Here is a 12,728-nt window from a genome sequence, read left to right on the forward strand (position 1 = left end):
CATCGGTCTGCCCGTGCTGCTTCAGCTCCGCATGCTTACCTCGCTATCGTCTGACGACGATGAGCTGACGGAGGCTCGGCTCTACTTCAAGATTCCCGTCCTCGCGGCTGCGCGCAGCGCACGAACGATTCGCAACTCCTGCTCGCTAATCAGCATCGACGGTGCAATCTTTGAGAGCACGTCGTAAAGCTCCGGCTGGTAGGACTCCAGCGCTACCGCCAGCATCTCTTTTGGGTCGGCGCCTAGTGATTTCGCCAGCGCAGGAATTCGCGCGAGTGGAATCTTTGTCCGACCCGTCTTGATCATGCTTATCGTGTTCGGACTTTCGAAGCCGGCTTCCCGAGCGATCTCATCCTGCGTTTTGGGCGAGGCATCCACCAGCACCGTGAAGTAATTTGCGACGTGCTGCATTGATGGTTTTCGCATCGTTGTTCTCTTCGTGAGTGATTCGTCTAATGATCTTAGACAGCCACTTGAGAACTTCTCAGTCGAATCTCAGGTGCGGGTAGAACGCGCCGAAACCTCAAGCTAACGTCATGGAAACGTCATGAGGATGTCAGCTCGCAGCTCTGCGTATAGACGTTGGTGCCGTGCGCGTTCGCGCGTGAACTAAGCTCCGTGCGCTGGCTTGCCGGAACTGTAAGGTCGAAGTGCGATTCGAAACCTACAGTTCAGCCACTTTTTGACGAGCTCGGAATCTCGCAGATCTCTTCTGCTTCGAAGTCTTAGACGGGAATGCCGGAGACCTATGTGTCTACGGCAAAGTCTGTGATCTTCCGAGCAAACTCCATAGTTCGGAGATCAGAGGCCGAACTGGCTAGTTTGCGGCGGGCGGTTCATCCGGAGCTCGCGACGCCGCGGGCTGTGGAGGTGCGGCAGCTGGATCTGGCGCACTCAACGCTGGCGCATCCTCCGGGGGCGATGCTTGTGGGCGCTGAAGGGCTGGATAGGTATCGAGAGCTGCTGCGGTCTGTAGCTCTACCCAACGCTTTGCCGCCCTCTGCATCGCCGCCCTCATCGCCTCGTCAGCCGTTAGCGACGCGTCAGATCGAGCGAACTCCTCGCTGACGAGCGGCGCGAACCCATCGAGCTCAACTAGTCCCGGATTCCTCGCGACAAAGTCGGACTTGTAGCTAGCCCAGTCGACCTCCGAGAGGCTCGAGAGTTTTCGACTGCCAATGGGTGGCGGGTTGGTCAGTGCTGCCAATTCGTTTGCATCAAGGGCAGTGGCGTCCGCCTGCTCGACTACGGGCTCAGGGAGCGTCTCCGTAGCCACGGTGGATGGCGCAGGGGCAGCGCTTGCAGCCGGTGCCACAGCTGGACTCGGGGCGTTGCCCAGCATGACGGCGATGCCGGCAATGAAACCGCCGATCCCGATGAGCAGGGCCGTGCCGGGTGCGACGCCGGATTTGGGGCGCTGGTCGGTCATGACTCTTACTTGGGGATGCCGACACCGAGCGCATTAAGCGTTTCGGTGCTCATGCGTCCATCGGCTTTGAGCCCCTTGGCCACCTGGTATTGCTTCAACGCCGCCCGAGTTGGTTCGGACATGACGCCGTCGACTGCGCCTGGGTCGTAGCCCGCCGCGTAAAGCGAGACCTGAACTCGCATGATCAGCACCTGTAGCGCGTCCGGTCGGGAGCCGCCCGTGATCGAGCCTGCCGGGGTCTCCACGGGCCGGGTCGACGAGGGGGCGAGCGAGTCGACCGGCGCCGCGCTGCGTGTCGAGCTCGGTGCTAGGGACGGATAGGTCGAAGGCGCGACCCGGGGCGCAGGGGAGGGCGCGACGTAAGGCGACGGCGGCACATACGGCGCCGAGCGGTAACCGCCGCTACCGGAGTAGTGCGACGCGTGCGAGCTGTGGCTACTATGCGAGCGATGGCCGGCGTAGAGGTTGTCCACGCCCACATTCAATGGCGCCGTCATCTCGACGCCGAACGGCGTGTCCTTGACCACGAGCGCATCGAGTCTGGCGCCTTGCTGCGGCCCGTCGTCGTGCCCGTGTAGGCCGGAGAGCACTGCCCCTGCAAGTCCAAGTGCCTCACGCATAACTTTCCCCCTGGCTGACCGGCGCGATGGCGCGGCTGGTCCACTGCGGGGTGATCCATTGGAAGAAGCCGCCACATCGCGACCGGACTGCGCACCCCTCGCAAGCCGGCAAGTAGTCCTGCTTCCAATCAGAAATCGCCCGCTGAGCATACCGCCACAACGGCTGGGGCAGGGCGCACAAAGGCAGGTTGTAGAGCGAGACGGCCAATCCGTGGGTGGTCAGCTCGTCGGCCGCCGTCTGCAAGCTCGGTCCCATATCGGCGGGGTCCATCCATAGCGACCCATGGTGAGCCTTGGCAAACCCGATCGGCTCGGTGCCCATCAGCGCAATGTGGTGCGCAAAGGGCAGGTTGCGCTGGATGAATCGGGCGATTGCTGGCAGGCGTTCCACTACCGGGCGCACCAGCACAACTCGGATCTCAATTCGTTGTCCCGCCTCGTGCAACGCATACAACCCGCGCATGGTCTCAGCGAATGCCCCCTGTCCTTGCACGACAAAGTCATGCAAGCGGTATGTGTCGCCATACAGGGGCACAGCCCAAGTCAAGCGCGAATGCAGGTCTTCGAACTGCTTGGCAAAGTCTGGCTCGGAGAAGCGTCGCCCGTTGGTGAGCACATGCAGCTGTGTCTGGGGCAGTGTTTGGGCGCAGCGCGCAATGATGCGTGCCAAGCCCTCGCCTAATAGTGTCGGCTCACCACCACTGATGCCTAAGGACGCTTCGTCTGCATCGATGAGCTCGATGAGGTGCAACAAATGCTCCACGCGCCACGCATCGTCGATGTCGCGCGGAGGCTGCGAGCACATCAGGCAAAAGTTGTTGCACCGCTCCGTGGTGAACAGCACATTGCCTCGGTCGCCTGGGCGATAAACGACCGGAATTCGCTTGCGACCTCGCTGCATGTCCAGCACGTCGCCTGCGCGCACGTCTGCGGTCGGCGCAAGCTGCAAGGTCGGGACGCCACTTGGCGGGGGCACTGCCCCGATCGGCACCACGACCCCTGCCCAGGGTAGGGTCAACAGGTGGTGCAACGCAGGATCCAAGCCACGCGCATCGAAAACCGAGCGCTCCAACGGTGCGGGCTTCGATGCGAACGACGCCGCGTTCGCCACCCTCACCAGGCGCGGGCCAGACCAGGTGTCGCAGATCGCCTCGACTTCGCGCATCAGGCCGCCATGTCCGCGCTCAGCTGCTTGGAAGGCACGTGCGTGGCCCAGGACCGGAGAACTTCCCGAGTGGCTTCATCGCCCTGGTCCCAAGCCTCCAAGAGCAGATCGAAGATGCCCATGTGTCTGGCGCAAAAATCACTCGTGGGCCGATGGCCGATGAGATCGCCCTGCCGCGCGTAGTGATCAATGGGATCGGCACCGCACAGCGGCACGAAGGCGCAGTCGCTGCACGTGGGCAACGCTTCCGCCACCCCCGCCTGCAGGATCTCCGTCATGACGGGTGAAGCCAGCCACTTTTCGACGGGTTCGCGGACGTGCCCCATGGCGAAGCGTCGGTTACCCATGGATGCGAGCATGCGCGCTTCGTCGGAGGGATACACCCAGCCGTCGTAGTCGTAAACCACCGCACCAAGCCCGGCACCGGTGGGGGATCGCAGGTCAACATAACCGTGGCCAAAGGGTGTGAACAACTGGGACAGCAGCAAGCTCGCCGTAGTCTCTTCCAGTGCGTAACCGGAGCGGTTGACGCGCACCAGGTGCGGCAGCGCTTGTCGATAGAACTGCAAAAACGCCTCAATGGAGTAGCCCTGTCGAGCCTCCCCTTTGCGCGCAAACCCGTATGGGCTCAATGGCCGAAGCGAAATGGTGTGGAAACCGTGGGCGCGATACGTGTCGATGATCGCCTCGGGCGCTTCAAGACTTTTGCGGGTGAGCGTGGTGAGTGCGGAGACCGCTTCATCGCCCATTATCCCGCGCGCCCGTTCGATGCCTTCGATGGTTCGGCGATAGCTGTCGCGTTCCGGACGGGGCCGGTTGGCGTTGTGCAGCCACTCGGGCCCATCGAGCGACGTGGAGAGTGCAAATCCGTGCTCGCGGAAGAACGCCAGCTGATCGTCGGTGATGTCGTGCAGCGTTGAAGCCAGCACAAAGCGCAGCGTCCGGCCCTCGTGGCGATTGCGTTCGACAATGCGCTCGGTAATCGACCGCACGCGATCAAAGTGCAGGAGCGGCTCGCCGCCTTGGAACTCCACCGTGAGCGTTTGCGCGGGCCACTCAAACAGGCGCTCAACCGCGAGGTCCGCGGCGTCGACGGCTAGATCGAATTCGGCGGCGCCCGTGGGCTGACGCGAGACTTGGCAGTAGCTGCACGTGTGATGGCAGCGCAGCGACACCACGAAGATGTGCAGCGCCGGGCCACCGTTGAGATAGCGCTTGCGCGTGCGGATTTGCGATAGCAGAGGCGCCACTGTCGACAGGTCGGGATCCCCCAAGGCCATATGGCGCGCTTCAAAGTCCGCGAACTGCGGGTGATCCACGGGCAGCGTGCCGTTGATCAAGGCTTCAAGCGTGCTCAACTCAGTAATGACCCAGTCCCCGGCCAGCGAGCTGACGAACACACGCGCCGGGTCCCACGGCAGCCGGCGAAAACGCAAAGGCAGCAGGCGGTAACCCGATTGGCCTGCGAATGCGTCCGCGGGGAGGAACCGGCTCATTTGCGGGGCTTGGCCTCGCGAAGTGCGGCTTCTATCAACACATCGCGCAGCGCAGAAGTCTGGTGCGCCACGCGCTCGCGTAGCGCTTCATCGACTAAATCGTTCAGCAGCCGCGTGCGGCACTCCTCAGGGCGGCGCGCCCCCTTTGGGGTCAAGACGACTTGAACGCCCCTCTCGCGCGACTGCACTTCAACGAAGCAGTCTGCTGACTGCCGATGTGCGGCGCGCAGGGCCACCTCGGGCGAATACAGCGCCGAGTCGATGTCGACCGTGATCGAAGCCACGCCCCCTCCTGGCGCTTCCCACGCCCGCAAGGGTAGCCCAAGCGCACCTGCCCGGAGAGGGGAGCGAGGCCGGGTGCGGCTGGTCGATGTGCCCTTTAGTTGTAGGCGAAGGCTTCGACCTTAAAGCTCACCGGTGGGCCTTGGTTCGCCCCGTGCACCACGAGGTAGTAGTCGCCGGGCTCGACGTCCGCGCCCAGCGTATCCATGCAGATCTTCACGGCCTTGGAAATGGCTTGTCCCTTGGCGTTGAACACTTGCATGGCCGGCGTCGTGCCGTCGAAGTCGCTCTGACCCAGGCACGACAGATCCCGCGTGTAGACGTGCAAGTAAACGGTGGGCCCTTTTCGGTTGGCGTCGATGCGGTAGGTCCGGCTCTCGCCGGCTGCCACCGTCATGTCCACCCGGGTGTCGTTGGGCAGGGTCGACACCATGTGCGCCAGATCGGGGACAAACACGGCCTTTTCAATCGTGTAGTTCGTCTTGGGCGCCTCGGCGGGCGTGTCTTGGGGAACGCGGTCGCGTTCGTAGGAAGCGAGAAATTCGCCGCTTCCGGTTACGGCGAGATCAAATGCGCACGCGGCCACTTCGCTAGCAGGAACGCCCGCATCGATGCATTGCTGACGTGCCTTATCCAGCTCCGATGCCGTTGGCGCGGCGGGCGCATACGGGAAGTCGCGCAGGTCGAACGTGGCATACGACTGGCCGGGTGCGTAATCGAACAGGCTCTCTTGGGGATTGATCCGCCAGCTGGACACGAAGGCGTCGGCCTCGTTCGCGTGGTCGAGTCGCCCTTGTTTGCCGGTTCGCCCGATCAGCACAGCGCCATTGGAATTTCGACCGATCAAGCCGCCTTCTTTCTCGGTGGATGAGCCCTTCGCCCACGAAGTTTCGACATCCAACCAGCTGGTGTGCACGCGAATGCGAAGCACGCGTCCATTGGTCCACATCAAGGCGACGGTCGTGGGTTGGTTCGAGCTTCCCCAGACACCCAGCGTGGCATCTCGCGACAGTGCCGTTTGCCAGAACGTCCCCGTCCAAGTGGCGGCCTTGCCATCGATGAGGAGGCGCCCACCCTCGTAGACTCCAACGCGGTGTGTGCCCACCTTTGCTGCCATGGCCGTGATCGCGGACACACTGCGGCTTCGGCTCCACGGGGCTTGCCGCACCTGCACCTGCGTGCCATCCGGAGATGAGAGAAGCCAGAACTCACCCGCACGCTGCGTGGACAGCGTCTGGCCGGTGGGCAGGAGATAGTGCGGCTCCCCCTTACCCGTCGCCCGCCCCGCGGGCGCTTGTTGCGTGCTCGTCGGGGTCGGCGGGGCGGGCGGTGCGGGATCGTTGCGACACGAGTCGATCGCACTGTTGGCTTGTGGTGGCGTCGCACCTGAGGGTGCGGCGCACACCTTGCCGACGACGGCGAGGGATTTGAGCAAAGCTGCTTGTTTGTCGGCCAGCGCCTTGCGCTCAGCGGCATCGCCCATTCCACCCTTGCTGCACCACGCGTCGATCTCGTTGGACGTGTCGCCCAGCGCTTTGGTGTCCGCGGCACGCAGGGTCGCCAGGCCGCGCATGACCTGATCAATCGCGGCCAAGGTGTCCGTCTTGTAAGCGGGCTTGGCCGCTTGGTCCGACCAGTGCGCGTTCTTCAATGCGTTGAAGAATTGCTCGGGTGTGGGGTTGCCCTTAGCCAACTGCTTAAGCTCATTGGTGTAGTTGGGCCGCCGTTTCAAGTAGTCATCGGCCGCAGCATCCAGCGACGGGTAAGAGGGAAAGCACACCTTCACCCATTGCATCGGATTGCCGTTTTCCAGCCAGCACTGCCCTACCGCCGCGACTTTCCCGTTCGCCACATACGGCTTGCCCACGTTATGCGGCAAGCAGCCCACCATGGTGGTGCTGGAACACTCCTTGGTGGCGTCGGTTTGCACATTCCACAAGTTGTTGTTCGGCTTGAAGACGAAGCTGCCGTTTTCGTCGCGCATGTTGGCCAAGCTTTCCGCGCGCGCTTGACCTGCGATATAGGCCCACAACACGGGCCCTAAGCCGCCTGCGTTGTGCTCGATGAGAGGCTTTGTGATGTTGCGCGCGTAGTCTTCGGCGTATTTGGCGTCTGCGCCGGTGAGCGGTTCACCACACTGCACTTGGGCATGTGCGGGGGTGAGGGCAAGGGTCAGCAATGCGACGACAGTAAGGCGTTTCATGGCGCGTCCTCCAGGACTTCGCTCCCGTCTCGCTTGACGTGGTGCGTGTGCCCCTCGGGCGGATACCACCACCTTTCGCGCGTGCCATCGGGGTAGGTCTGCTCCACGACCACATCCCCCTCCTCGTAAAGCGCCTTGGTGAGCGTGGTCGCACCTGCGTCAGGGTGAAGGGACAGCGTCAGGGGGGTGCCCGAAGGCCACGCGGTGGGCAGGTCCTTCGGTGCGGCGGGCGGGGGTGGTGCGGGCTGCTCTGCGACCTGGGCAGTGGTCGCGGTGCGGGGCGCTGCGGCTTCGCGCTTGCACCCCGCAACAGTGCACACCAGCAAAAGGGCGATCAGTCCGAAGTGCCGGCGCATATCAACGCTCCGAAGCAGTGGAGGAGGGCAGGGTGCCAGCGCAACGACAGGACCTGGCCTGCCGCCGGTCGGCACGTCAGACGCGAAACACGCGGTCTAGTCCAACAAACCGCCACTCCGACCGCGGCGCCGGAGTGAGGGTGCATCGCGCCGCTTGCGCGACGACTGGGTTCGCACCAAACGCCGCTGTGAATTCAAGCGGCTCGTAAGACAGCGGAACGGGCGCAGAAATCAGGTTGCGCGAACCCGCAAAGCGTTCCTCTGGACGAGCCGAGGTGCGATCCTCCAACGCCACGGCGTAGTCACCATGCCCGCCACTGATGCCCGCATACAGCACCTGCGTAGGCGTATCGCCTTTGAGCGTGAGTCGCAGGTAATACGGCGATCCCTCGTTCGAGTCCGTGTGGATGCTCGGGATCAGCTCGATGTCTTGCACGACGCTGGGGTCGCAAGTGGCGGCGTAGTCTTCGTGCGTGGTGCGTTGCACGCACAGTCCGCCCGCGGTGAGCCCCGCAGCAAGCAGGGTGAGTAGAGCAATCGAGCGCATCGCAAGAGCATCCGGCTTAGGTTGACGCAGGATGCGTGGTGCAGCGCGTCAAGACAGTCGGACGCCACATGGCCGTCGCGTCGGATTTTTCTGATGTGTTTGCGGCGGCCCGATCCCGGAGAAGTCTGTTCGTGTCCAATCGTCTCCCGCCACGCGTTGGTGCAGGGCGTCTGGTCAGGTCCTTTCCCTAGCTCGCGCTACCCTCCGCTGCTAGTCAACGATATGCGCGCATGGGACGACAATTACGGTGAGCACTGCCACTTCGGGCTTACGCATTCCCTACGGATTGCGCGATGGGCGCATGTGGCGCCCGGATCAGGTTGCAACAGGGCTTGCCTGTGGATGCACTTGCAGGGGGTGCGGCGGTGTCCTTGAAGCTCGAAATAGCGGACTGGTGCGACGCCCTTATTTCGCCCACCGCGGAGCGGCGAGTTGTAACGCCGGCTTCGAGACAGCAGTGCACGCCATGGCTAAGCAGGTCATCGTTGATGCCCGACGACTGATGTTGCCGGAATGGGCCGGTGCGCCCTCTATGCCGGCGCAGATCGGACTTCACGACCGCTGGGGTAGGTATCACGAAGGCCCGCGAGTTCAACACCCAGCACGCATGACCGTCTTTGAGTCTGCGATCGCTGAGCGCGCCATCGGCGGCATACGCCCAGACGTACTCGCGCACGACCAGGACGGCGCTCTTCTCATCGAAGTTCGAGTGACCCACGCAGCGGACGCGCGCAAGCAGCAAATCGTGCGCGAGCGCAGCTATCGCATGGTCGAGATCGATCTCTCAAAGATCCGTGCTCACGACCTGTTCGAGATCGAATCGTTCTCGGCGTTTGTCTTGGACGAGCCCTTGAACCGCCGATGGGTCTGCTGGCCCGAGATGGAAACGCGCTGGCACGCGGGCATGGCCGAACTTAGAGCTCGACCGGCCTTGGCCACGCCGCCCGATCCGCCACCAAAGACGCAGCAGCCAGTCGAGTCCGCGGACCTGGCTCGAGACGCCGTGCCGGTCAACTTCAACGTTCCGCGTGTGCATGTCGCTAACGCGCCGAAGGCGGAGAAGCTCCACTCCGTTGCGATAGGAAGCAAGGTATGGCACATGCGCCGCGGCCAGGGCACCGTGCGCGCCCGTCTGACCGAGATGCGCCCCACGTATTCTGTGGAGTTTGATGACGGGACTTTCGGCGCGATCATTCTCGATGACGCAACTGCGGGGCACGATTGGAGGGTCCTCGAGGACCAAGACTCCCTTGCCTTACGTACACGCCCTCAAGACAGCCTCTGACACCGTATAGGTGGGCCGGAATCCGTGGCCCGAAGCGTCCGAATCATTGTTGGATGCTAGTAATCCGTTTCTCGGCTCCGTAGACCATGGTGTATTCGCCGGGGCGCCGGCTAGCTGGCACGCGAAAAGACCACGATTGCCCCGGCGAAATGGTGACGCGAACTGTCGTCGAGTTCTGCGTAGTCAGGGCCTTCAATAACCGTTCCGACCTGCTCCGAACTAATTGTCCGAACAGTGACATCAACATCAATGTCGGCCAGCGCGCCCAGCGCGCTAACGTAGTCAGCGTATCGATCTCTTAGAGCTTGGAGATTGCGATCCATTTGTGCATCTTCGAGTCGCTTGTACGAATGCAGCGCGCAGAACACCGTAAACTCGAGCACGCTGTCGCCCGTTGGTCCAGTCGTCCTCAGAAACTCCAAGTTCCGCTTCAAGTCCGCCTCAATCACGTTGGCGGCCGGGTCGAAGCCTTTGAGCTCGATCGCGCAGATAGGTTGCAGGCCGAAGTATCCGCTATTCGGCAAGTCACTGTAGACAGTAACGTCTACGCGCCCTGGCCGATCGATCGTCGGGTCATCGGCTCTCAAGAACCGCTTCTCCGACCGGTCGTTCCATTTGCCAAATTTCACTGGAAGCACGCAATCCTTCTTGAAAGTCTTTGCGTCGCGTTCCAGCCGAATTACGTAGGGCTCTCCCGGCGGTCCGTTGAGCTCGGCAATTGCCATCGCTACGCTCACGGTGAAAATGTATTCAGCGGCGAGCGTTTCCGATTTGCTGCTCGTGAAGCGTTCGGATTGGGCGCAAGCAAAAATCATGGCCTCCCGAATCTTCTCCAAAATGTCATTTCGACGGGTCATAGGCTTCAGCTGTCTGCAATTGTTGGAGTCATCACCGTGTCCCGCTATCTGAAGTTTGTTGGGGGGGCGAACAAAACTTGCTGCAGCTCTAGCAGGTGGGCGCCGAGGTCTACCCATTGGCTTACCGACTAATGGCAGCCCCGTGGGCAAAGCGGCTTCTATTTTGAGTAAAGAGTGAGGAGCATAGACATTCAAGTTGCACAGGTGCGGGTGGTCATTGATACATCGGCCGTTCGTTTGATCGCTCTCGAGGAGCACCCAGACTGGGTGACGACCTTCGCTGAAATGAGTAGGGACGGCTACCGCTTCTCGCTGGCCGACGTAACAGCAGCGGAGTTACTACTCCAGTATCAGGACGGTCAGACGACCTTTGAGCAGCACCTACTTATGGTTCGGGGCCTGCAGACGTTCGTCGACCAAGAACTCCCGGTCATGTTCGGCGGCGGTGATCTGCGTGCGCTAGTCACAAGCCGATTGGATCGGTGGAAAGGCCACGAGGCAAGGGACGCAAGCGACTTGGCTTGGAAGGCCATATTGGACCCAAGTTCGCCTATCGAATCTGACGGCATTCCGCTTGATCACCTGCGCAGTGAAGGGAGGGAGAACTGGCCTCGGATGTTGGAACAAGTTGCGCTCCGCGCCGAGCTTTCCGGCATTGACATCGCGAGCAGCGACCCGGACAGCATTGCGGAATATCTGGCGGGATTTGTAGCCCCTGCGATAGACGGTGAGGCGCCTCACGTTTTGCCGCCTTTGAGCATCCGCCGGCACCTTGAGATTCGCTACAAGTTTCGTCAGGCGGCGCGAATGAAGCGCGCGAAAGAGCCCTATGATCCTTACAGCCCAAGGAAGAGGAACGACGGGCTTGACGTTGATCTATTTGATTGCCTGATGCTTCCGGCGTTTGTCGTTACTTGCGACCGCGCGTTCTTTGGCGGGATCGAGAGTATCGCTAGCTTCCAGCGCTCATGGTTCAAGCGGCCAGAAGCCTTGGCACGCGAGTGGCGAGCCGGCGAGCGGCCGGCCCCCCGCTGGCCGGCTGTCTGAGGGAGCGGCAACGCGTCGATCGCTGGTCCGCTTTTGGGCGTACAACTCAGGCGTTAGGCACCGATGTCCGCTTTGGGTCGAAACCGGACGTCGGCTGGTCAGCGTCGTCGTCTTCGTCAGCCCAACCGATACCGCCACAGATCTATACCAGCGCGCATTCGGAAAAGTCTTACCGAATGGCGTGGAATGTGCGGATGGGCTCGGGCAGGCTGAGTCGTAGATCCTATGTCCGTCATCGACGCGACAACACCGGCCGAGGTCCGAGTGAAGCGAACGGGAGCTAGGCAGCGAGGGCTAGCGCCCGAACTTCCACGCGCTAGTGCCACCCTGCATCAATGCTGACGCAGCCCTTCGCATAGCCCCGCATGAGGCCGTAGCTGGGTCGTCACGCAATTGTTGTCCTAGGGAGGCGCCAGTCTCGGCGCGCGAGACTGAAGCGTTTAGTCTTAGGGTCAGAGAACCGATGGGAGCGCCTATGACAGAAAGCGAACCGTATTTCCAGGCGCTTGCGCTCACCGGCGGCGGCTTTCGTGGGCTTTATAGCGCTCATGTTCTGCAACGTTTAGAAGAGCGGTCGGGTCGTCCCATCGCGCAATCAATTGACCTTATCGCCGGAACTTCGATCGGGGGCATTGTCGCGCTCGCTGCGGCATTCGAAGTGCCGATGAGCAAGGTTGTGGAGACGTTCGCCGAGCATGGACCGGCGATCTTCCGGAAGAAGCGGTCACTGGCTGGTCTTGCGAGCAATCTCTACGATCCCGCTCCACTTCAGCAAGTGATTGCGCAACTGATAGATCGCGATGCGATGTTGAGTGACGCGAGGCACGCGCTCGTCATCCCAGCGCTAAATATGACGACGGGGAAGCAACAGATCCTGAAGACACGGCACGACCCATCGTGGGATCGAGATCATCGCTACAACGCATATCAAGTGGCATTGGCCACGGCCGCGGCGCCGATCTACTTTCCCTTGGCTGAAATCGACAACCAATTGTTCGCAGATGGTGGGCTCGTCGCAAACGCGCCGGACCTGGTCGCGCTTCACGAGGCGAACCGGTTTATGGGTCAACGCGATGACCGGGTCCGAATGCTCAGCGTTGGAACTCTATCGTCGCGATATTCTTTGCCCAGTGATATTCAGCGCGGTATGGGCGTCTGGCAATGGCTGAAGCCGCTCAAGTTCCCGCTTATCGAAACAGTTCTTGCCGCACAACAGCAGTTTGCGATCCAGCTTGTGCAGCACCGCTTGGGTGAGAATTACACGCGAATTGACGGTGAGCCATCTGACACCGTCATGCGAACCGTTGGCCTTGACAAGGCAGACGCCGCTGCCCAAAAGGCCCTGCTCGGTCTCGCTGCGAAAGACGTAAGTGATGTCCTTGGCACAGAGGCCATTCAGCGTTTTCTCTTTCATACACCTCGCCGTTGGATCGTGGAGTAA

The 12,728-nt window shown here is 61.8% G+C and carries 12 protein-coding genes; 3 read left to right on the forward strand and 9 right to left on the reverse strand.

The window, feature by feature from the left end:
* Positions 1–81: 81 nt before the first annotated feature.
* From EVS83_RS03445 to EVS83_RS03480, 8 genes are all read right to left on the reverse strand, one after another.
* The gene (locus EVS83_RS03445; RefSeq protein WP_166636782.1) at positions 82–411 is read right to left on the reverse strand and encodes a helix-turn-helix domain-containing protein; all 330 of its coding nucleotides are present in this window, start codon (positions 409–411) and stop codon (positions 82–84) included.
* Positions 412–1,434: 1,023 nt separating this feature from the next.
* Positions 1,435–2,049 (reverse strand): His-Xaa-Ser repeat protein HxsA, encoded by a 615-nt coding sequence (gene hxsA, locus EVS83_RS03450; protein WP_133499619.1) that lies wholly within the window; start codon positions 2,047–2,049, stop codon positions 1,435–1,437.
* On the reverse strand, positions 2,042–3,214 hold the full coding sequence (gene hxsC, locus EVS83_RS03455) for a His-Xaa-Ser system radical SAM maturase HxsC (RefSeq protein ID WP_133499620.1): 1,173 nt from the start codon (positions 3,212–3,214) through the stop codon (positions 2,042–2,044). The genes hxsA and hxsC overlap by 8 nt, the downstream gene beginning before the upstream one ends.
* On the reverse strand, positions 3,214–4,710 hold the full coding sequence (gene hxsB, locus EVS83_RS03460; protein WP_133499621.1) for a His-Xaa-Ser system radical SAM maturase HxsB: 1,497 nt from the start codon (positions 4,708–4,710) through the stop codon (positions 3,214–3,216). Before hxsB ends, hxsC begins: the two co-directional genes overlap by 1 nt.
* Positions 4,707–4,994 carry a hypothetical protein gene (locus EVS83_RS03465; RefSeq protein ID WP_133499622.1) on the reverse strand — a complete coding sequence of 96 codons (288 nt, stop codon included), beginning with the start codon at positions 4,992–4,994 and terminating at the stop codon, positions 4,707–4,709. Before EVS83_RS03465 ends, hxsB begins: the two co-directional genes overlap by 4 nt.
* A 95-nt stretch (positions 4,995–5,089) precedes the next feature.
* Complete coding sequence (locus EVS83_RS03470; RefSeq protein WP_133499623.1) at positions 5,090–7,195, reverse strand: hypothetical protein; 2,106 nt, start codon at positions 7,193–7,195, stop codon at positions 5,090–5,092.
* Positions 7,192–7,551 carry a hypothetical protein gene (locus EVS83_RS03475; protein WP_133499624.1) on the reverse strand — a complete coding sequence of 120 codons (360 nt, stop codon included), beginning with the start codon at positions 7,549–7,551 and terminating at the stop codon, positions 7,192–7,194. Before EVS83_RS03475 ends, EVS83_RS03470 begins: the two co-directional genes overlap by 4 nt.
* Positions 7,552–7,627: 76 nt before the next feature.
* Positions 7,628–8,098 (reverse strand): hypothetical protein, encoded by a 471-nt coding sequence (locus EVS83_RS03480; protein WP_133499625.1) that lies wholly within the window; start codon positions 8,096–8,098, stop codon positions 7,628–7,630.
* 466 nt (positions 8,099–8,564) lie between these two features.
* Here EVS83_RS03480 and EVS83_RS03485 point away from each other — a divergent pair, with 466 nt between their 5' ends.
* A complete protein-coding gene (locus EVS83_RS03485; protein ID WP_133499626.1) occupies positions 8,565–9,383 on the forward strand; it encodes a hypothetical protein in 819 nt (272 codons plus the stop codon).
* 110 nt (positions 9,384–9,493) lie between these two features.
* Here EVS83_RS03485 and EVS83_RS03490 read toward each other — a convergent pair whose 3' ends face one another.
* Positions 9,494–10,240 carry a hypothetical protein gene (locus tag EVS83_RS03490; protein WP_133499627.1) on the reverse strand — a complete coding sequence of 249 codons (747 nt, stop codon included), beginning with the start codon at positions 10,238–10,240 and terminating at the stop codon, positions 9,494–9,496.
* Between the two features lie 267 nt (positions 10,241–10,507).
* On the opposite strand from EVS83_RS03490, the gene EVS83_RS03495 reads away from it, so the two are divergent.
* Together EVS83_RS03495 and EVS83_RS03500 are read left to right on the forward strand one after the other, a co-directional pair.
* Positions 10,508–11,287: a hypothetical protein gene (locus EVS83_RS03495; protein WP_133499628.1), complete on the forward strand. Its 780-nt coding sequence runs from the start codon at positions 10,508–10,510 to the stop codon at positions 11,285–11,287.
* A 475-nt stretch (positions 11,288–11,762) separates the two neighbouring features.
* Entirely contained in the window at positions 11,763–12,728 is a 966-nt protein-coding gene (locus EVS83_RS03500) for a CBASS cGAMP-activated phospholipase (protein ID WP_166636783.1), read from the forward strand.

The sequence above is a fragment of the Cognatilysobacter terrigena genome, assembly GCF_004361065.1.
Lineage (GTDB): Bacteria > Pseudomonadota > Gammaproteobacteria > Xanthomonadales > Xanthomonadaceae > Cognatilysobacter > Cognatilysobacter terrigena.